Raw genomic sequence first — 17,882 nt, forward strand, 5'->3', positions numbered from 1 at the left:
GATGTCCGCCAACCCGGTCGGGCTCATTGTCGCGTGGCTGCCCGCCCACCTCACCGCGCCGAAGCCGACGGTCGGGGAAGACCTCCCGACACGGCTCACCGCCGGCCTGCGGCAGGTCGCCGTCAACGACGCGGGCGGACCTGGCGACCAGGTGCTCACCCTCGACGTCGCCGACGTGGATGTGGACTGCTTCGCCGATGACCGCGATGCGGCCCGCGATCTGGGCGAGGAGTGCCGGCGGGCCCTGCGGCGGCTACTGCCCGGCACCAGCCACGGCGGGGTGTTCGTGAAGGACGTCCTCACGCTCGCCCGGCCTGCCCTGATCCCGTACGACGTGCCGGTGATCCGCCGCTGCACCGCCAGCTACCGGCTCACCCTGCACACCGACTGACCCCACCCCACCTGCTACGCCGACCCGCGCCGGGCTCGGCGACATCGTCATGCCCGGAGGAGCCATGCCCCGCGTCACCGTCCCCGTCACCAACATCACCCGTTCCGGAGTCGCGCCGGCCGCCGAGGTGAACGGCGACCCCGCCAACAACCACCAGGTCGCCAACAACGGCAACACGTTCCTGCTCGTGCGCAACGCCAACGGCGCTGCGACAGCCCGCACCCTCGGCGTCGTCATCAAGGGCGCCATCGACGGGTTCGCCCCGGCCCCGCGCACCTACTCGATCCCCGCCGGGGCGTCGCGCTACATCGGCCCGTTCGACGCCGTCGCCTACGGCTCCCTGATGGAGATCAACGTCGACAACGCCGAGCTGAAGCTGTCCGCCTACACCCTCTGACCTGCTCTCTCGGACCCGCACACGTCCGTACCCGGCGACCGCCGGGCCTTCACCATGCCCACGAACGGAGTGACCCATGGCGGTCGACACCAGCGCCATCCGCGCCTACCAGAACGGCCTCGTCGCCGTGTCCGGCTACGGCGTCTCCAACCCGGTCCTGCCGACAAACGGCACCACCACCCTTAACGCGGCGATCTACGGCGACGTCGGTGCGATCACCTCGGACGGCATCACCGAGGCCACGTCGCAGGACACGAACGACATCTTCATGTGGCAGGGCAACGCCCTCGCCGCCAGCCTTCCGGGTGACTTCACGAAGACGTTCCAGTTCGCGGCGATGCAGACCACCCTCACCACCCTCGGCATTCAGTACCCGGGTTCCACGATCACCCAGACCGCCGAGGGTGTGTCGATCGCCGAGAAGCCGCCCGTGCGTGACGTGCGGACCTGGATCCTGCACGGCCTCGACGGCACGAAGGCGCAGCGCATCGTCATCCCCCTCGGCCAGGTCGCCGAGCGCGGTGACGTCGTCTGGTCGTCGCAGGACGTGACGGTCTACCAGTGGACCGTCAAGTGCTTCCTCGACCCCAACGGCAACGTCGCCTACCGCTACTTCGTAGACAGCGCGTTGGCCCTGCCCTGACCGGGCCCTGAACCGGCGCTGGCGGGAGTCCGTGCGGGTCGCCCGCCAGCGCCACCCCAACACCCAACCCTTGACCCGCACGAGACCCGCATAGGAGACCCGCATGTCCACAACGCCCCCGGGCGTCACCGTCGCCATCACCGAACGCCGCGCCCCCGCTTCGCCACAGGTGCAGCAGGACCGCACCGAGGCCGTCGAGCGGCTGGGTGCCCTCGGCATGATCGACCCGGCGACCGGCACACAGCCGGCGGACGTCCTGGTCGGCTTCGACGTCACCATCGCCGGGGTCACCCTGCCGGTGCCGGCGGTCGCCTACGAGGTCGTGCCCGGCGAGATGGGCCCGCAGGTCACCCTCACCCTCCAGGCCGACACCGTCACCCTGGGCGCGGCACAGCCGTCGCCGGTCGCCGCAGCCCGCGCCGCCCGCTCCCGTACGTGGGAGCCCACCCCCGTCGATCCCCGCCGCGACATCCCCGGCTGGGCACCGGAAGGGCTGGAGGTGACCGACCGTGGCTGACCGTCCCGTGGGCGCCGTCATCGAGATCGTCGAGCGGCGCACCCACCCCATCGCCCCCGCCACCGTGGCCGCCGACGTGATCTGCCCCAACGAGATCCGCATCAACGGTCAGAAGCTGCTGGCGCCGCGCGACCACCCGGTCAAGGTCCACGAGATGGACATCCGCGCCGACAGCCTCGTGCTCGTCACCCTGACCCTGTTCGCGAAGCGCATCACCGTGTGCGCCGAGGAGCCCGAGGAGGTGAACCCGAATGTCTGAGCAGCCGACGACCCCGGCGGTGGACGAGTTCGACCTGGATGCCGCGTACGCCGCCGAGCTGCGCGAGCCGTTCCCGTTCCGGTGGCGTGGACAGTCGTGGGTGGTGCCGCACCTGGGCGACATCTCGGACTGGCGGCTCATCGAACGCGCCGACAGCCTGGACATGGCGGCCATGCGCGAGCTGCTGACCGTGGGCCTTGGCGATCAGGCCGAGCGGTTCGGTGACGTCGACCAGTTTGCGCCCGCCATGATGCGCCTGTTCGACCAGTGGCTCGCCCACTCCGGTATGCGGCCGGGGGAAGCGCAGGGCTCCGACGACTCCTCGACGAGCACGGCGGAGCCATCGCAGCCGACCTCCACCACTACCACGGCATCGCCCTCCGAAAAGCCCTCTTCGGCCCGCCGCAAGACCGCATCCCGGTCACGGAGCTGATCTGCTACATCGAGCACCTGCCGCCCGACTCTGCGTTCCGGCGGCGGATGCTCGGCCCCGCCGCCGACGTCAGCATCGACACCTACCTGCTGCGGCGTATCGAGCTGCGGCTGGCCGGAGCGAACTGGCAGCGCGGCGGCGGGAAGGGCAAACGCCCGGAGCCGGTGCCGCTGCCCGGTGAGAAGCCGATCTCGGCACCGAAGGCGCAGGCACCGAACGGCGACGACGTCGCCCAGCGGCTCCGCAACCTCGGGCTCATCCCCGCCGCAGCCGGGCAGACCCCGGCGTCTGCCACCGGGCAGGCCGGGCCTTCGACGGCCGCCGAGTTCGAACGGGCCCTGGACGACGAGTTCCTTGCCCGCGAAATGCGGCGGGCGACCGAGGACTGACGTGCGCGGGGGAGGTCAATCCCCATGACCTCCCCCGCTGTCGTCGGCGCTGTAGCTGTCGAGGTCACCGCCACCGCCAAGGGCTTCGCCCGGCGGATGCGGGACGCGGTGGTCGCCGAGTTCAAGTCGGCGGAGATCGAGAAGGCCATCACCGACTCCCTCGGCGGCCGGAAGATCAAGATTCCGGTGGAGGCACAGTTCGACAAGAAGTCGCTCGTGCCGCCGGCTCCGCCTCGGCCTCCGGCCACCCCCCGCACTACCACGCCTCGCGAGAAGACCCCCGACGTTGACGGTCTGATGCGGGCCTTCCGCGACGACGTCCAACGGCAGCTCCGTGCCCTCGGCCGCGAGGCGGTCCGCATCCCGGTCAGCGCGGACACCGACGCTCTGCGCGCCGACCTGGCCCGCCGCATCGACCAGGTCCAGCGCAACCTGAAGATCGAAGTGCCGACGGAGCCCGGCGCGCGAGGCGACTACGAGCGGTCCCTGCGGACGATGCTCGCCGACGTCACCAACCGGGTGCGCGGCGCCGTCCCACCGGTCCGTGTGCCGGTCAAGCCGGACCCCATCGGCCGCGCGTTCCAGACCGACATCCAGCGGCAGATCACCGCCATCAGCCGCGAAGCCAACACTCGCATTCCGGTCCGCGCCGACACGACCCGCGTCCGGCAGGACATCGCCGCCCAGCTCGCCGCCATCGAGCGGACGATGAAGGCGGAGATCCCCACCGAGCCCGCAGGTCGGCTCGCCTACGAGGCGCGGTTGCGGGCGATGGTCGCCGCGGCGTCCCGCTCGGTCAAGGTGTCGATCCCGGTCGACGTCGACTACAACCGGTTCCAGCGGGCCGTCGCCGGCCTGGCGACGCGACTGCCGGCCGGTGTGGGTGCTGGATTCCAGCAGCTCGCCAACACTGTCAACGCCGCCGGCTCGGCCGTCATGTCCACCATGGCGGCTTCCGCCAACGCCCTGTTCTCCGTCGTCAACCCGGCGACTGCGGCTGCCGTCGCCGTTGGCGGCACCGTCGCCGCGCTGCTGCTGGCCGGCCCGGCTGCCGCCGCCGCTGCCGGCGCAATCGGCGTTGTCGCCGGTGCTCTGGCGTCCCTGCCAACCCTGCTGACCGGTGGGGCCGGCATCATCGGCACCCTCGCGCTCGGTCTACGTGGCCTCGGCGACGCGTTCAAAAAGACTGGGGCGTCCGCTGGTGGTGCCGGTCAGTCCGCGGCGGCTGGTGCCCGGCAGATCGCCGCCGCTGAGCGCAGCATCGCCCAGGCTCAGCGGGGCCTGGCGGCTGCCGAACGGACCTACCAGAACGCCCTGCGGGAGTCGTTGCGGGCTCAGAACGCCATCAACGATGCCCGCAGGGCGGCTACTCGCCGGCTACAGGACGTGGCGCGGGCGGCCCGTGGGGCTGCGCTCGACGAGCGGGATGCGGCTCTGCGGATTCGGGAGGCGGAGCAGGCCCTTCGGGAGGCGTTCCGGTCCCGGGACCCGCTGGAGTACGAGCGCGCCCAGTTGGAGCTGGAGCAGGCGCAGCTTGCGGCGGAGGAGGCGACCCAGGCGGCGAAGGACGCCGCCGAGGCCAAGATCGAGGCGGACAAGAAGGGCATCGAGGGGTCCGACGAGGTTGTTGCCGCCATGGAGCGGCAGCGGGCCGCCAACGACCAGCTCCTTGCCGCCGCTGACGGGCTCAAGTCGGCGCAGGAGTCGCTGACTGCCGCGAATGAGCAGCTTGCGGCGGCTCAGGAGAAGACCGGCAGTTCGGCGGGTGGCGTCGCCAAGGAAATGATCAAGCTTGCGCCGGCGGCACAGGAGTTCGTGGATGCGCTGAAGTCGATGAAGCCCGCGTTCGAGGATCTACGCCTCGACGTGCAGCAGCGTCTCTTCGCTGGCCTCGACGACACAGTCCGCCGGGTCGGGTCAAAGTGGCTGCCCCAACTGAAGACGACGCTGGGCAGCTACGCCGACACCTTCAACGGATTCTTCAAGGATCTCGGCAAGAACATCACCCAGCCGAAGTTCATGGCGGACTTCTCGGCCGGGGCCGAGAACGCCCGCCAGATGATCGAGCGGATCGGCAAGTCCGTGTCGGGGCCGCTCGTCGACGCGTTCGGCCGGCTGTCGCGCGCCGCGAAGCCGTTCACCGATGCCATCGGTGAGGAACTGGGCGGGCTGATCGACGACTTCGGTGCGTGGATCAAGTCGGCCGACGAGTCGGGCAAGCTGGAGGCGTTCTTCGAGAAGGCGTCCGGGTTCCTGCGGGACACGTTCCGCCTCGGCCGGGCAGTCGGATCGATCTTCAAGAGCATCACGCAGATCCTCTTCGGCGCCGACAACAACGGCAAGGGCTCCGGGTTCCTCGAAACCATGGAGTCGCTGGCCGAGTTCCTGAACGACCCGGAGAACCAGCGGAAGCTGTCCGAGTACGTCGACATGCTGAAGGAGTTCAGCCGCTTCCTCCTGACGGAGGTGATCCCCCGGATCGCTGCGGTCGGCTTCTGGTTCATGACCACGAAGGAGCGCATCGACGGCGCCGCCGAGACGGTCCGGACGGCTCTTTCGCGCGTCCGCGACGCCGTCACGGGGTTCGTTGACGGGACGACCGGTCGGCTGGAGTCCCTGACTGGCCGGATCGACTCGGCGCTGCGGGACATTCCCGTGCAGGTGTCCGGGTTCTTCTCGGAGGCGCACCGCCGCGCCAGCGAGATCGTGACCGTCGGGCTGGACAACATCCAGCAGCGCTACGCCGGGCTGCGGGGACGTGTGCAGCAGGCCCTACAGTCCGTCCCCGGCGTCGTCGCCGCGTTGATGAACACCAGCGTCGGTCGTGGCGTGACATCACTGGCGACGCTGCCCGCCCGGGGCGCGGCAGCAGTCGCCGGGCTCGCCGGGCGCATCCGGTCGACGCTGTCCGGCCTACGTGGGCAGATGTATCAAATCGGCCTGAATGTGGTGTACGGACTGTGGGACGGCATCACCGCCCTCGGCGGCTGGTTCCGGGCTCACATCCGCAACTTCGCGTGGGAAGCGGTCAAAGCATTCAAGATCGGCTTTGAGGTTCGGTCGCCGTCGAAGCTGATGGCCCGCGAGGTGGGCCGCTGGCTGCCACCCGGCATCGCCGTCGGCATGGACTCCGCGATCGGCACAGTCGAAGCCGCCCGAGACCGGATGATCGCCGCCGCCGTGCCGGACACCTCCGACCAGTACGCCCTGAAGATCGCCCCCGTGGTGGACCCGTACGCGGGTGTCGGCGCGGCCACGTTGAGTACCCCGCCGGCTGGCCGGACGGACGTGACCCTCCGCTTCGACGGCGACGCCCCCGGCAGCTTCTTCGCGTGGGTGCGCGACAACATCCGCGTCGACTTCGGCGGGGACGCCAACGCCGCCTTCGGCCGCGCCCCCACCCCCGTCCTCGCAAGGTAAGGAGGTGTGACCTGTGGCATGGCCTGACGATGGTGAACTGCCGGTCAAGGTCGAAGCAGCGTTCGGTGCGGACCTGACTGCCAACCCCGCAACGTGGGTGTGGACCGACCTGTCGGGGCGGCTGCTTGCCTCCCCGATCACGATGAGAACCGGCAAGGCCGCTGGCTCACGACAGACGTCTCCGGGGTCGTGCGCGGTGGCACTCGCCAACGACGACGCGGCCCTCACCCCGCGGCATCCGCTGTCTCCGTACTGGCCTGACGTGGAGATGGGCACGCCGCTGCGGGTGAGTGTGCAGTGGGCCGGCGTATGGCACGAACGGTTCGGCGGGTACGCCGACCAGTGGGAGCCCACCTACCTGCCGGTCAGCGGGGTCAAGCAGATGACGTCGACGGTGAGGGTCACCGCGTCCGGGATTCTGCGTCGCTTTCAGCAGGGCGCACAGCCGGCGAAGTCGGCGATGCGCCGCGCCATTGAGGCGTCCGGGCCGGTGGCGTACTGGCCTGCCGAGGATGGCCGGGCTGCGTCGCAGGCCGGGGCCAGCGTCACCGGCTCATCGCCGCTGAGGGTGACCGGTTCCGTCGAGTTCAAGCCAGTCGAGGATTACGTCACGTTCGCCGGGAACACGATCCGGTTCGGCACGACGGCCCTCGCCGATCTGGGTGCTGGTGGTCAACTCTCCGCGCGGCTGCCTGACGCGGCCGTGTCCGCTACCTCTGCCGGGTCCTGGACTGTGCACGTCGCGATGGACACTGCCATCCTGTCGACGCTGTCCGGCGACGTAGTAGTTGCCGAATGGACCACCACCGCCGGCACCTACACCCGATGGCAGATCCGGGTCACGACCACGTCCCGCACACAGGTCGTGGCGTACACGCCGAACGGCGCCGCTACCACGCTCATCGATCACGGGTCGGCGACGGCAGCGTTCAGCCACTATGCCGTCGCTGCGTCGCGGTCCGGCGGCATCGTCACCCTGTGGCTCGACATCGGGCTCCTCGCCCCCCTCACGACCTCGTTCGCGGGGTCGCTCGGCGGGGTCACCGCTGTGACCATCAACGCCACCTCTACGAGGTCGAACGCCGAGATGCCTGCCGGGCACATTGCCGTGTGGGCGGTCGCACCGATTCCGATCCGCACCATCAGCGTGCAGGAGAGCGACGGCACGTTCGTCGCGGAAGCGCGCCGCTCGTTCAACCTGGAGTCGGCTACCGGCCGCCTGGCGCGGCTGGTAGCCGAGGACGGCATCACCCTCGACATGGCGCCGGTCGACGCAGACAGTCTGTCCCGCATGGGCTGGCAGGGACCCGGCAACCGCCTCGACCTGTACCGGGAATGCGAAGACGTCGACGGAGGCGTCCTGCACGAGTCCGGGTTCGGGCTGGGCTACCTGCCAAGGTCGGCACGCTACAACGCTCCTGTCGCCCTCACCGTCGACTTGGCGACCTACCGGGTGTCCGCCAACAACCGAGACGTGCTGACACCCACCTACGACGACCAGCAGCTCCGCAACGAGTGGACCGCCGAACGCAAAGATGGCTCCTTCGCCGTCGCCTCCGACCCAGCCAGCCAGCGGCGCGGCGTATACGACGACAGCATCGAGCTGAACGTTGCCTCCGACGAGCAGCTACCCGACCAGGCCAGTTGGCGGGTCCACCTGGATTCGCGGATGGAGCTCCGCGAGGCGGCGATGCCGCTCGACCTGACGGCCAACCCCGGGCTGGCGGCCGGCTGGCTGACGTGCGGCATCGGGTCGCGCATCGTGTGGACCAACCCACCAGCGCAACACCCGCCAGGCCCCATCGACCGCCTGGTTGAGGGATGGACCGAGACGATCAGCCCTCGGTCCTGGTCGGTGCAGATCGTCCAGGCGCCGGCCACGCCATGGGATGTCGCGGTGGCCGGCGGCACCCGGCGAGCCCCAGCGGACTCGTCCACACTCGCCTCCCCGATCAGCGCCACCGCAACCACGCTGATCATTGCGAGCCCATCGGACGAGCCGTGGACCACTGACCCGGCCGACTTCCCGCTGGACGTTGTGGTCGGCGGCGAACACGTACGCCTATCCGCGATCACCGGCACCAGCAGCCCGTGGGTAGCCGCCGTCGCCGCCCGCGGCCTGCACGGTGCCCAACGGGCGTGGCCGGCCGGCACCAGCATCGACGTGGCCCTGCCCGCGGTGGCCGCATTGTGAAGGAGGATTCGTGACGTACCCGATCATCGCCGCCGGTTCCCGGCTCCCACCCGCCAAGCTGAACCCGCCGCCGTGGAGTAGCTACGGGCCGGGGTGGTCGGCAACGACCACGAACCCAAGCATCGGCAACGGATCCGTGGCGGGTCGGTGGCGCTACCTCGATCCGAGCGTGGTGGAGATCGCTGTCGTGATCCGTCCCGGCACCACGACCAGTTTCGGGTCGGGCACGTACCGGCTGAATCTGCCGGTGGATGCGGTTGCCGGCGGACCCGACCCGCTGATTCAGGGAGTGGGCCTGTTCGGCGGGGCTCTCTACCGGTTCGTGGGCTGGGCGAACACGTCCAGCACTCCGGCGTCGTTCGTCACCCTGTACCGGGACAACTCGACCAGCGAGAACCTGACGGCTTGGAGCCCGACGGCGCCGGTGACGTTCGCCGCCGGACACAGCGTCTCGTTCAACGGCACGTACCGGGTGGCGTGGTGACTCGCGCCCCGGCCAACCTGATGGCCGTCCGCCGCCTGCTGCTCGACCACCTCAACGTCGACTCCGACACCGTCCGCGACCAGGATCTCGAACCCGCCGAAGTCGGCATCGTCGGCGACGCCGCCCACCGGGGCGGCTACCACTGCGGCTCCAACCGTGTGGTGGCCCGCGACTACTCGGTGATCGAGTCGCCTCGGGACTCGGTTGGCTTGACCCTCGATGCCTCCGCCCTGGACGTCGGGCAGTTCAAGGTGCGTTCCGGTGGTCGTACGCACGACCTGCGCAGCTTCTCCACCTGGTGCGTCGCGCAGTGCGTCGCGGGCACCCCGGACAGCCGCGACATCCGGGAGATCATCTACTCCCCGGACGGCAAGGTCGTCCGGCGGTGGGACCGCCTGCGCAAGCGGACCAGCGGGGACAACTCACACCTGTGGCACACCCACATCAGTTTCTTCCGCGACTCGATCAAGGCGAACCGGGACCAGACGCCGCTGTTCCGCCGCTACCTCACGTCCATCGGGCTGATCGCCCCGCCCGCGACCGCGCCCGCACCCGACCCCGTACCGCCGAAGGAACCGACGATGGAACTCACCGACAAGATCAAGCGGGACACCGGCAACCCGAACCGCACCGTGGACGACATTCTCGCCGACCTGGAGAACCTGCGGAACTGGCTGATCTCGCCCGTCGGCACGCGAGGTCTCATCGCGCCGCCGGCCGCCGGGTCGCCGCTGGCGCTGCTCGTTGCCGCCGCGCAGACCTCACCGGCCCTCGCCGCGAGCCTGACGCAGCTCGCCGGCCGAGACTTCGTCGACGAGCCGGCCATCATCGCCGGGGTCCTCGCCGGCCTGGACCCGGCAACGATGGCCGAGCGGATCGCTGCCGCGCTGCCCGCCGAGCAGGCCCGCCTGCTCGTTGACGAGCTGGCCCGCCGACTGGCCGCCTGATGTGTCCGTTCCGGCCGGTGCAGATCGCGTCCGGTCGGCACCCGTTCGAGGTGGCCGTCCTGGTCGCCGCGGTCGCCTGCGGTGTTGCCCTCGTCGCCACCGACCGGCGTCCCGCCTCCGTCACCGCCGCGATGCCCGCCACCGTGCAAACGCTGTGGGAGGTGGGACTGGTCGTGGCAGGGGTCGTCGGGCTGGTGGGTATCTGCTGGTCCGGGACTCTGTCGACGTCGATGGGTGTCGAGCTGATCGGCATGATTCTCCTTGGCACCGTCACCGCCATGTACGGCGTCGCCCTGTACGTCGTCTCCGGCATGGCCGCGATCGCCGCAGGGGCGTTCGTGGTCGCCGTCGCGGTCGCGTCCTGGGCGCGTGCCGTCCAGGTGCTCCGTGACCTACGCCGGGTCGGCCGCGCCGCCCAAAACGGCCGCACAGCCGATGTGCCGCTGCTCATGGAGGGGGACAACCGATGATCTGGGCTGCCGACGCGCCGCCGGCAGCCGGAGGCTCCTGGGTGCAAACCCTCATCACCGTCATCGGGCTACTCGGCGGAGCCGGGGGCATCGCGGCGCTCGCCGCGACCCTCTTGCAGCGCCGCAAGATCCGGGCGGATGCGGCGGACGTCATCACCGACACCGCCCTCACCCTCGTCGAGCCCCTACGCGGCCGAGTCAACGAGTTGGAGGCGGAGGTGGCGGGAGCGCGCAGGGAGATCGCCGGTGCCCGGCAGCAGGCCGAGGCGGCGAACGCCGAACTCGGTGACCTGCGTACCGCGTTCCGGGAGTTGACGTCGCTGCTGTGGCAGTGGCGCAATGCGGTGCTCGCCACGTCGGGCACCCCTGACCCGGAGGCCGCGCTGGCGCGGCTACGGCTGATGGTGTCCGCCGAACATCACACCAACGGCCGGCACCCGGGCTAACCCCGGGAGCCGGGCCCAAAGTACGGGTCGGCGTCGGCTTCCTGGTGCGGGGGCCACATCTGCGCGTCCCCGCACTGCCTGCACGTCCAGGTGCGGTGCACGCCGGCCGGGGTGCACGAGCACGCCTGCGACCCGAGAGATACCGCCCCCGCCTTCAGGGGATGCCGGTCGGGCCCGGCGCACGTCGCCGGGATGGCCTCCTGCCACACGACCGTGCCGTTGGGGCCGGCGACCGCCCGGTGGGCGGCCCGGCCACAGTCCCGGCACGCCGGCACCACCTGCTGCCACGGGCTGACGATCCCGTGCACCGGGCAGGCGTACTGGCCGGGCCGCGCCCGGATGCGCCCCCAGTTGACCTGCCCCGCCTCCGCCATGCCGGGCAGCGTACCCGCCCCTCAACCAGCCCGGCCGCTGCTCACGGGGCCGGGCTTCTTCCTGAGTCCCGCACACCCCCAGGAGGGGTCATGTCCAACAACCTGCCCGCGAAGGGCCTCATCCTCGGCCGCGAACCGGCCACGATCATCGGCGCCGCCGCTACGCTGCTGGCCCTGTTCGTCGCGTTCGGCGCCGACTTCCTGAACGCCAAGCAGGCCGGCGCGGTCGAAGCGGTTCTGGCCGCTGCCGCCGCAACGTGGGTGGCGTTCAAGGTTCGCCCGATCGCCCCGACCGTGTTCGTGGGCCTGATCAGCACCTCCGCCACCCTGGCCGCCGCGTTCGGGTTCGAGCTGAACCAGGAGCAGGTCGGCTCGATCACGGCCGCGTCGGTGGCGCTGATGACGCTGCTGGTGATCCGCCCGCAGTCGACGCCGAAGTCCGACCCGCGCACCATCGACGGTGTCGTGGTGGCCGGCGACATCCGCGAGGCCGACGTCCGGCCGACGACCCGTCTCGCCTGACCAACTCCCACTGCCCGACCCAGCCGAAGCGCCCGCCCTCCCGAGTGGAGGGCGGGCGCTTTCGTCGTTCCTACTGGGGCCCGGAGGAACGCCGCCGGTGGGGCCGACGCGGCGGCGGTGGCGAGGCGATGGGGGCGGCCAGGTGCACGGCAGGGCAGACGCACCGCTCGGGCGGCGTCTCCGGCAGGCCGCCACCGGTCATGCCGGCACAGTCATGTGGGAGGCCCACCCCGGCGGCTTCGGCGCAGCTCGCACACCAGGCGCTCATGCCGCCGCCCTGACCGGCGGCACGTACGGCGGTTCGCCGACGATTTCCAGGTAGGCGACGGCGTTCGCCCGCGCCGTGCAGAACGCCACCTGGCAGATCGGGCAGCGGTCCGGGGCCGGCCAGTGGTCGTCGATGATGAACTTCGCGGACAGGGTCAGTCTCGCGCGGACTTGCACGACCCCTTGCTCCACCGTCACGGTCTGGGTGCCTTCCGCTTCCGGGGCTTCACAGTCGCCGGTTTCCTGGCCGGCTGGTCTCCCGGGCTGGTGCCGCGTTGTGCGGAGACGCACTCCGGCAACGGGCACCCACACCGCCAGCCGTGCTGCTCGATGGCGACCCCGCCGCACAGGTGCTTGGAGGTCGGCAGCACCGTGTCGGCGCAGCCGAGGCACCGCGACACGGCAAGGGCACCCGCTACGGCATCCACCCGAGGATCCGTTCGTACAGCTCACCTGCATCGTCCTCGGGGCGGGCGGCAAGCGCCGCTGCGTACAGACCCGCGCCGTACACCCGCAACCCGACGCGGTTGTTCTGGTAGTCCTCGGCGAGGCGGGTCTGTGCCGGCGGGCATGGCCACGGCTGACCGCAGGTATGGCAGTCCCACGACGGTGCGAGCTGGTGCTCGTCGAGGACGGCGGCGGCGCTCATCGGTCGCCGGTCCACGGGTCGATGAGCCGGTTGACCTCACGCTCCTGCTCGGGATCCTGGCCCTGGTCGGTGGTGGACGCGTCCAGCCCGCCCGAGCGGGTCGGGTACTGCGTAGCGGGGCCGGTGGCGTCAATCGGCTCGTCGTGCGGCTGTGGCCGGCGCCTGAAGGGCCAGGGCATACGCTGTCGCCTCCGATGTCGGCGAGAGCGCCGGGCCCACGCCCTGAGCTGGGGGGTGGGACGACGGCGATGCCGGCTCGCCGCGTCGTCGGGGGAACACGCCGACTCGCCGCCGTCCCAGACCGGCAGGTGCCACACGGGGGAACAGCACCAACCGGCCAGGCACCGACCGTAAGCGCGCAACTACCACGAACCCGCGACGCTGCGGGCCACTACCCCGCAGCGGGGCACTCTCAGACGACGCCGACTCGGTCCGCCAACACCCGCAGATCCGGCCGGGTCGTCGGCGTCTCCCGAGTCAGCAGCTCCCGCACCGTCGAACGCATCAGCAGGTTCAGCGCGGACTCCTCCGGCGACTCCCGGTCAGCGCGCAGCAGCATCGTGATCGCCGCAAGGTCTTCCCGCTTCGTCGCGTACGCCCGCGCCAGGTGGGTGAGGTGGGAGTGCCGGCGCTCGATCGACGGCGACCGGTCCACGTCGACGCGCTCGCCGATTCGCAGCGCCTCGGCGGGGCGGGAGAGCTCCAGCACGGCAGCGGCGCGGTGGATCTGCACGTTCGTCGGCCCGAAGAAGATGAAGTGGTGCTCAGTCTCGCCGGTGCGGCGGGCCAGCTCGTCGGCCCGGTCGAGGATGTCGAGGGTGCGCCGTTCGTCGCGTAGCCGCGCGTACTGGATCGACAGGAGCAGGTGCAGGCCACCGAGCACCGACAAGCGCACCGGGTCGGTGCCGGCGGTGCGTTGCAGGTCGGCGATGGCCTGCTGGCACAGGTCCACCGACTCCTCGGTGTGACCCCGGTTGGAAAGCACCTGCCCCATGTTCCACGCGCTGGCGGCCCGGTACGCCGGGTCGTCGGCCTCGTAGGAGGCGTTGAGTGCCCGGTCGGCGGCGATGACCGCAATGTCGTTCGCGCCGAGCCGCTTGGCGTAGGCCCGCACGAGCAGGTACAAGTCGGCGGTGGCGCGCTGCGCGTCGCGCCGCTCGTTGCCGTCGAGGGTGGCGACCGTGGCACGAGCGGCGTGCACCAGGTCGGGCAGTACGGGCGCCGTGTACGTGTACCGCTGTCGCGACTGGTACCAGCCGGTCCAGGCCAAGCGGACGGCCGCCCGCAACTCGTCGAGTTGCGGGGCCTGGTCGACGGCCGGCGCGTACGCGGTGATCGCCGCCCGTAGCGGGCGCACCGACTCGTGCTCGGCGGGGTCGTCGGGCATCACGCCGAGGGGCTGCCCGGTGAGCCGGTGCAGGTCCCGGACGTTGAGGATCCGGGCGATCTCGATCCAGTCGGCGAGGGAGTTGACTGATCGTTCGCCGCTCTCCCACTTCCGCCACGCCCCGATCGAGCACCCTTTCAGTTGGGCGCAGACGTCCTGGGTGAGCCCTCGGCGCTTTCGGTACAGCTTGATCCGGGCACCGGGGGGCATGGGGTCGGTGACAGGGTCCATGGTGACCTCCCGCACGAGGCTCGACTGCCACTGTCGACGGTACTCGCCATCGTGGACGCCGGTACGCTAGACGCCGAAGGGGGAGCCGGGCCCGCACGCCCGACTCCCCCTTATCGCTGCCGCTGTCACGTCGCCGCGAGCAGGTACGCCCCCGCACCGGCGCACACGGCCAGCAGCGCCCACCACACCCGCCGCTCCCCCACCCGGCCGGTACGGAACCGCAGCCACCGCGGTGTGCCCACGGGTGTCCACCGGCAGCCCCGCACCCGGATCGGCCACAGCAGTGGCGAACCGGACAGGGTGGCCGCATCGCCGAGGCTGTGCGCGAGGGTGCCCCACGCCATCGGCAGGCCGATCCACCACCATCCCGGCCCGGCTGTGGTCGCCGCGAGGGCGGTGACCAGGGTGGCGTAGCCGGCGACCGCCAGGTTGCGGCGCCGACGGCGCGGCAGCATCGCTCGACCGGTGAGGGCGGTCGCCAGCCACACGACCACCGGGCCGACCGCCGGCCACCGCCAGGCCGCCACCGAGAGCACCACGCCAGCCAGCACCGCGAACAGGCCGGTGTGGGTGACCGCCCGGTGCCCGCCGCGCGCCGGCCCGGCGGCGCAGTGCCGGCACGTCCAGCCGCGCGTCCGTCCCGCCAGCCAGCCGATCCCCGCCGCCAGGGCGCCGGTGATAGGGCCAAGGCTGGTCGAGATCGTGGCCTCCGGGTGGTCGATGTCGGGTAGCAGTGCGCAGCCAGCGGCCACCACCCCGCCGACCGCAATGACGGTCGGATCCGAGGGCCAGCCGGCGGCGGTCGCGGTCGCGCAGCCCGCCACCCAGCCGGTCACCGCACTGAGAACGTGGGTGCGCCCTAGCACGACAACACCCCGAACGGAAGCCTGCTACTACGGAATGTCACACCCATCTGGCATTCTGTCGATATGAGCTTCGGCGAGAACGACCGCGACATGCGGCTCCGGCGTCTGCGTGACGCCGTGATCCAGGCTGTCACCTGCGGCGTCGACCCCGTCGACCTCGGCAATGCGTTCGATGAGGGCCTGGCCGAGGGGCGGCGTATCAACGCGCTCCGTGCCGGCACCGTGCCCTCGCCGCGAAACGCGGAGGACGCCACCCGCCCGGCCGTGAAGCCGGAGCCGGGTAGCGCCCTCGCTGCGCTGCTCAACGCGACCGCCTCCTACTGACCGGTGAGCCGGTAGTAGGGGCCCTTCGCGGCGCTGTCGTCCTTTGCCACCTCACCCAGCTCGACCAGCCGGTCAAGGACTTGGTCGGCGCGCTGCTTCGTAACCTCGATGCCGGTCGCCGCGCGGATGCGCTTGCGAATGTCGGCGGCGGTGAGCCAGGTGCCCTCCTGCCGCAGCGCCAGCCGGATCAGCTCTCGTGCGCTGGTGGCGTGGCCCTCGGCCGTCGCCAGCGGCACCAGGTCAGCGCCGGCCTGCGGTGCGTCCGTGGAGGGCCGGACCGGATCGTCGGCATCGACGGCGAAGTGCGCCGGGGCGGTGAGCGCGGTGAACGCGTCGTCGTCGCCGCTCGGCCGCTGCGCCGGCACCGCCACCGGCCCGTCCGCCACCGGCGCGGCCACGGGCGCCGGTTCGGCCGGCTTCACCTGCTCGCGGTCGGTGCGGACGTTCGTGCCAACCAGGAACTTCTCCAACACCGACCCGGGCGGGGCGACCGTCGGCTGCGCCGCGACGGTCACCCGCTGCGGCTCGTCCTCGAACTCCGGCACGTCCTCGCCGCGCAGCTCGGCGAGCTGGTGCGCTTGGCGGTCCCAGCGGCCCGAGTACGCCCGGCCTGCGTCCACGTCCTGCATGATCGGATGCCGGGCGAGGTCGGGGAAGTCCCGGGGGTCCCGGCCGTCGAGGACGTCGCTGATGGTGATGCGCGCGGCGACCTTCTTTGCCCGCTCGTCGAGGTCGGGGCGAAGGTGCGCGGTGGCGATTGAGTGCGCGTCGATCGTCGCGAGGGTCACGTCGTCGGTCTTCGTGCGGATCGGCGCCGGGTCCTGCTCCGGCCTGTGTACGAACATGTACCCGTTGGGCATCGCGCCCTTGATCTTGGGGTCGACGCCGAGGACGTGCCCGTACTCCTCCGGCAGGATCATCCGCATGCAGCACATCACCGCGACGGCGACCTTCAGCGACCGGTCGACGGTGTCGGCGGTGCCCCGCAGGATCGACATGACCACGCGGATGCCCTCGGCGCGGGCGATCTGCGCGATGCGGGTCACGCCCTGCTTCACGAGCAGTCCGAGCAGCCCAGCGGCCTGTGCGACTTCCGCGCCCTCATCGGTGACGATGACGATCGCAGGCAGGTCCTTATCGACCGGCAGGACGGTGGTGTTCTTCGCCTTGCGGCGCCTCCGCGCCTCAGGGTTGATCTTCCGGTCTTTCGCGATGGCCCGCGCGACGGCCAGCATCACCGCCGCCGATTCCTCGTCCGTGGCGACCCAGTCGATCGTCGGCTTCGGCGCGTCGCCGCGCGCCCACGCCTCGACCCACGGCCACGCCACGCCGCCGCCGTTGAGGTCGACCACCCAGATCAGTGCGTCCACCCACCGGGCCATCCGCATGATCATCCGGTGCAGGAGCGTGGTCTTACCCGCACCCGGCATGCCGCCGAGCAGCATCGACTTCTCCCGCAGCGTCACCTCCACGTCCTCGCCGCGCGCCGTACGGGACAGCGGCATGGGATCGTAGATGGACGACGGGGTGACGTCCTCCACAGCCTCCCGGTAGCCGGCGAGGCAGTCACGCAGCATCGCGTCCAAGACGACGATGCCCTGGTGGTCGCCGAACCCGACAACCTCCACCGCACAGTTCGGCGGCAGCTTCGCCTTCGTCGCGATCGTCCGGCACGCCCCGATCACCGAATCGATTGTCAGCTCCCCGGCCAACTCCACGACGACCTGCTCACCGTCGCCCGCGTTGTTCCACGGCCGCACGTCGTGCACGACGACCGGCTGCTTGAACGTGGCACGAAGCACTGCCTCCCAGGACCGCACCCGGGCGGGCCGTTGGTCGCCGTCGTGGGACTGCTCGACCTGCGCCTGCTGCTTGCCGAGGAGCCGGTAGATGGGTGGGGCCCACAGCCATTCACAGATCAGCGCGCCCCCTGCGCCGAACGCGAGGACGATCACCGCTGTCCACGACCAGCCGGCCGCCGCAACGTACGCCGTCCACGTGCCCGCCAGGACAGCGGACACCCCTCGGTGGATGATCGTCTTCGTGCGACCGGTGGCGTGTGCGATGAGCGCCGCACCGCCGCCGGCCAGTACACCGGCGACGATGGCGATCAGCCATCCCCACACCACAGCGCCGGTCACGACGCCCTCACGGAGCAAGCCGGCGAAGATGAGAACGACGAGCGTCCACGCGGCGACCCATGGTGCCCCTCCCCGCCGGACCAGCTCCTTTTCCATGCTCTGTCCCCTTCCGCTGCTACTCACCGGTCGAC

22 protein-coding genes are annotated in these 17,882 nt (G+C 71.0%); 15 read left to right on the forward strand and 7 right to left on the reverse strand.

The window, feature by feature from the left end; translation table 11 throughout:
- Nucleotide 1: 1 nt before the first annotated feature.
- From ACN27A_RS12335 to ACN27A_RS12395, 13 genes are all read left to right on the forward strand, one after another.
- Nucleotides 2-391: a hypothetical protein gene (locus ACN27A_RS12335; protein WP_421452718.1), complete on the forward strand. Its 390-nt coding sequence runs from the start codon at nt 2-4 to the stop codon at nt 389-391.
- 64 nt (nt 392-455) lie between these two features.
- On the forward strand, nt 456-788 hold the full coding sequence (locus ACN27A_RS12340; protein WP_421452720.1) for a hypothetical protein: 333 nt from the start codon (nt 456-458) through the stop codon (nt 786-788).
- Nucleotides 789-864: 76 nt separating this feature from the next.
- Nucleotides 865-1,431, forward strand: coding sequence for a hypothetical protein (locus ACN27A_RS12345; protein WP_421452723.1), 567 nt, complete (start codon nt 865-867; stop codon nt 1,429-1,431).
- A 103-nt stretch (nt 1,432-1,534) separates the two neighbouring features.
- Nucleotides 1,535-1,948, forward strand: a complete 414-nt coding sequence (locus tag ACN27A_RS12350; protein ID WP_421452725.1) for a hypothetical protein — start codon at nt 1,535-1,537, stop codon at nt 1,946-1,948.
- Nucleotides 1,941-2,207 (forward strand): hypothetical protein, encoded by a 267-nt coding sequence (locus tag ACN27A_RS12355; RefSeq protein WP_421452728.1) that lies wholly within the window; start codon nt 1,941-1,943, stop codon nt 2,205-2,207. The genes ACN27A_RS12350 and ACN27A_RS12355 overlap by 8 nt, the downstream gene beginning before the upstream one ends.
- A complete protein-coding gene (locus ACN27A_RS12360; RefSeq protein WP_421452731.1) occupies nt 2,200-2,640 on the forward strand; it encodes a hypothetical protein in 441 nt (146 codons plus the stop codon). The genes ACN27A_RS12355 and ACN27A_RS12360 overlap by 8 nt, the downstream gene beginning before the upstream one ends.
- Before the next feature lie 47 nt (nt 2,641-2,687).
- Nucleotides 2,688-3,029, forward strand: a complete 342-nt coding sequence (locus tag ACN27A_RS12365) for a hypothetical protein (protein ID WP_421452734.1) — start codon at nt 2,688-2,690, stop codon at nt 3,027-3,029.
- 24 nt (nt 3,030-3,053) lie between these two features.
- Nucleotides 3,054-6,449, forward strand: a complete 3,396-nt coding sequence (locus ACN27A_RS12370; protein WP_421452736.1) for a phage tail protein — start codon at nt 3,054-3,056, stop codon at nt 6,447-6,449.
- Between the two features lie 13 nt (nt 6,450-6,462).
- Nucleotides 6,463-8,643, forward strand: a complete 2,181-nt coding sequence (locus tag ACN27A_RS12375; RefSeq protein ID WP_421452738.1) for a hypothetical protein — start codon at nt 6,463-6,465, stop codon at nt 8,641-8,643.
- 10 nt (nt 8,644-8,653) lie between these two features.
- Entirely contained in the window at nt 8,654-9,127 is a 474-nt protein-coding gene (locus ACN27A_RS12380) for a hypothetical protein (RefSeq protein WP_421452741.1), read from the forward strand.
- Nucleotides 9,124-10,074 carry a hypothetical protein gene (locus ACN27A_RS12385; RefSeq protein WP_421452743.1) on the forward strand — a complete coding sequence of 317 codons (951 nt, stop codon included), beginning with the start codon at nt 9,124-9,126 and terminating at the stop codon, nt 10,072-10,074. Before ACN27A_RS12380 ends, ACN27A_RS12385 begins: the two co-directional genes overlap by 4 nt.
- Nucleotides 10,075-10,124: 50 nt before the next feature.
- Nucleotides 10,125-10,544, forward strand: a complete 420-nt coding sequence (locus ACN27A_RS12390) for a hypothetical protein (RefSeq protein WP_421452745.1) — start codon at nt 10,125-10,127, stop codon at nt 10,542-10,544.
- A gap of 41 nt (nt 10,545-10,585) precedes the next feature.
- Nucleotides 10,586-10,990: a hypothetical protein gene (locus ACN27A_RS12395; protein ID WP_421452748.1), complete on the forward strand. Its 405-nt coding sequence runs from the start codon at nt 10,586-10,588 to the stop codon at nt 10,988-10,990.
- Here ACN27A_RS12395 and ACN27A_RS12400 read toward each other — a convergent pair.
- The gene (locus tag ACN27A_RS12400; RefSeq protein WP_421452751.1) at nt 10,987-11,364 is read right to left on the reverse strand and encodes a hypothetical protein; all 378 of its coding nucleotides are present in this window, start codon (nt 11,362-11,364) and stop codon (nt 10,987-10,989) included. The genes ACN27A_RS12395 and ACN27A_RS12400 overlap by 4 nt on opposite strands.
- A 90-nt stretch (nt 11,365-11,454) precedes the next feature.
- Here ACN27A_RS12400 and ACN27A_RS12405 point away from each other — a divergent pair, with 90 nt between their 5' ends.
- Nucleotides 11,455-11,886 carry a hypothetical protein gene (locus ACN27A_RS12405; protein ID WP_421452753.1) on the forward strand — a complete coding sequence of 144 codons (432 nt, stop codon included), beginning with the start codon at nt 11,455-11,457 and terminating at the stop codon, nt 11,884-11,886.
- Nucleotides 11,887-12,150: 264 nt separating this feature from the next.
- Here ACN27A_RS12405 and ACN27A_RS12410 read toward each other — a convergent pair whose 3' ends face one another.
- The 5 genes from ACN27A_RS12410 to ACN27A_RS12430 all read right to left on the reverse strand — a co-directional run bounded on the left by ACN27A_RS12410 (nt 12,151) and on the right by ACN27A_RS12430 (nt 15,286).
- Nucleotides 12,151-12,330: a hypothetical protein gene (locus tag ACN27A_RS12410; RefSeq protein WP_421452756.1), complete on the reverse strand. Its 180-nt coding sequence runs from the start codon at nt 12,328-12,330 to the stop codon at nt 12,151-12,153.
- A 238-nt stretch (nt 12,331-12,568) separates the two neighbouring features.
- A complete protein-coding gene (locus tag ACN27A_RS12415) occupies nt 12,569-12,817 on the reverse strand; it encodes a hypothetical protein (protein ID WP_421452758.1) in 249 nt (82 codons plus the stop codon).
- Nucleotides 12,799-12,981: a hypothetical protein gene (locus ACN27A_RS12420; protein ID WP_421452761.1), complete on the reverse strand. Its 183-nt coding sequence runs from the start codon at nt 12,979-12,981 to the stop codon at nt 12,799-12,801. Before ACN27A_RS12420 ends, ACN27A_RS12415 begins: the two co-directional genes overlap by 19 nt.
- Before the next feature lie 233 nt (nt 12,982-13,214).
- A complete protein-coding gene (locus ACN27A_RS12425) occupies nt 13,215-14,420 on the reverse strand; it encodes a helix-turn-helix domain-containing protein (RefSeq protein WP_421452764.1) in 1,206 nt (401 codons plus the stop codon).
- 125 nt (nt 14,421-14,545) lie between these two features.
- Nucleotides 14,546-15,286, reverse strand: a complete 741-nt coding sequence (locus ACN27A_RS12430; protein ID WP_421452767.1) for a metal-dependent hydrolase — start codon at nt 15,284-15,286, stop codon at nt 14,546-14,548.
- 63 nt (nt 15,287-15,349) lie between these two features.
- Here ACN27A_RS12430 and ACN27A_RS12435 point away from each other — a divergent pair, with 63 nt between their 5' ends.
- The gene (locus tag ACN27A_RS12435; RefSeq protein WP_421452769.1) at nt 15,350-15,610 is read left to right on the forward strand and encodes a hypothetical protein; all 261 of its coding nucleotides are present in this window, start codon (nt 15,350-15,352) and stop codon (nt 15,608-15,610) included.
- On the opposite strand, the gene ACN27A_RS12440 is transcribed toward ACN27A_RS12435, so the two are convergent.
- The gene (locus ACN27A_RS12440) at nt 15,604-17,847 is read right to left on the reverse strand and encodes a hypothetical protein (protein ID WP_421452772.1); all 2,244 of its coding nucleotides are present in this window, start codon (nt 17,845-17,847) and stop codon (nt 15,604-15,606) included. The genes ACN27A_RS12435 and ACN27A_RS12440 overlap by 7 nt on opposite strands.
- Nucleotides 17,848-17,882 lie beyond the last annotated feature (35 nt).

The organism is Micromonospora sp. WMMD737, assembly GCF_049179055.1.
GTDB lineage: Bacteria > Actinomycetota > Actinomycetes > Mycobacteriales > Micromonosporaceae > Micromonospora > Micromonospora reichwaldensis.

What these genes read in the sequence shown, in the direction of transcription:
- ACN27A_RS12335 (WP_421452718.1), top strand. Translation starts at nt 2, where the DNA reads ATGTCCGCCAACCCGGTCGGGCTCATTGTCGCGTGGCTGCCCGCCCAC.
- ACN27A_RS12340 (WP_421452720.1), top strand. Translation starts at nt 456, where the DNA reads ATGCCCCGCGTCACCGTCCCCGTCACCAACATCACCCGTTCCGGAGTC.
- ACN27A_RS12345 (WP_421452723.1), top strand. Translation starts at nt 865, where the DNA reads ATGGCGGTCGACACCAGCGCCATCCGCGCCTACCAGAACGGCCTCGTC.
- ACN27A_RS12350 (WP_421452725.1), top strand. Translation starts at nt 1,535, where the DNA reads ATGTCCACAACGCCCCCGGGCGTCACCGTCGCCATCACCGAACGCCGC.
- ACN27A_RS12360 (WP_421452731.1), top strand. Translation starts at nt 2,200, where the DNA reads ATGTCTGAGCAGCCGACGACCCCGGCGGTGGACGAGTTCGACCTGGAT.
- ACN27A_RS12365 (WP_421452734.1), top strand. Translation starts at nt 2,688, where the DNA reads ATGCTCGGCCCCGCCGCCGACGTCAGCATCGACACCTACCTGCTGCGG.
- ACN27A_RS12370 (WP_421452736.1), top strand. Translation starts at nt 3,054, where the DNA reads ATGACCTCCCCCGCTGTCGTCGGCGCTGTAGCTGTCGAGGTCACCGCC.
- ACN27A_RS12400 (WP_421452751.1), bottom strand. Translation starts at nt 11,364, where the DNA reads ATGGCGGAGGCGGGGCAGGTCAACTGGGGGCGCATCCGGGCGCGGCCC.
- ACN27A_RS12405 (WP_421452753.1), top strand. Translation starts at nt 11,455, where the DNA reads ATGTCCAACAACCTGCCCGCGAAGGGCCTCATCCTCGGCCGCGAACCG.
- ACN27A_RS12420 (WP_421452761.1), bottom strand. Translation starts at nt 12,981, where the DNA reads ATGCCCTGGCCCTTCAGGCGCCGGCCACAGCCGCACGACGAGCCGATT.
- ACN27A_RS12425 (WP_421452764.1), bottom strand. Translation starts at nt 14,420, where the DNA reads ATGGACCCTGTCACCGACCCCATGCCCCCCGGTGCCCGGATCAAGCTG.
- ACN27A_RS12435 (WP_421452769.1), top strand. Translation starts at nt 15,350, where the DNA reads ATGAGCTTCGGCGAGAACGACCGCGACATGCGGCTCCGGCGTCTGCGT.
- ACN27A_RS12440 (WP_421452772.1), bottom strand. Translation starts at nt 17,847, where the DNA reads ATGGAAAAGGAGCTGGTCCGGCGGGGAGGGGCACCATGGGTCGCCGCG.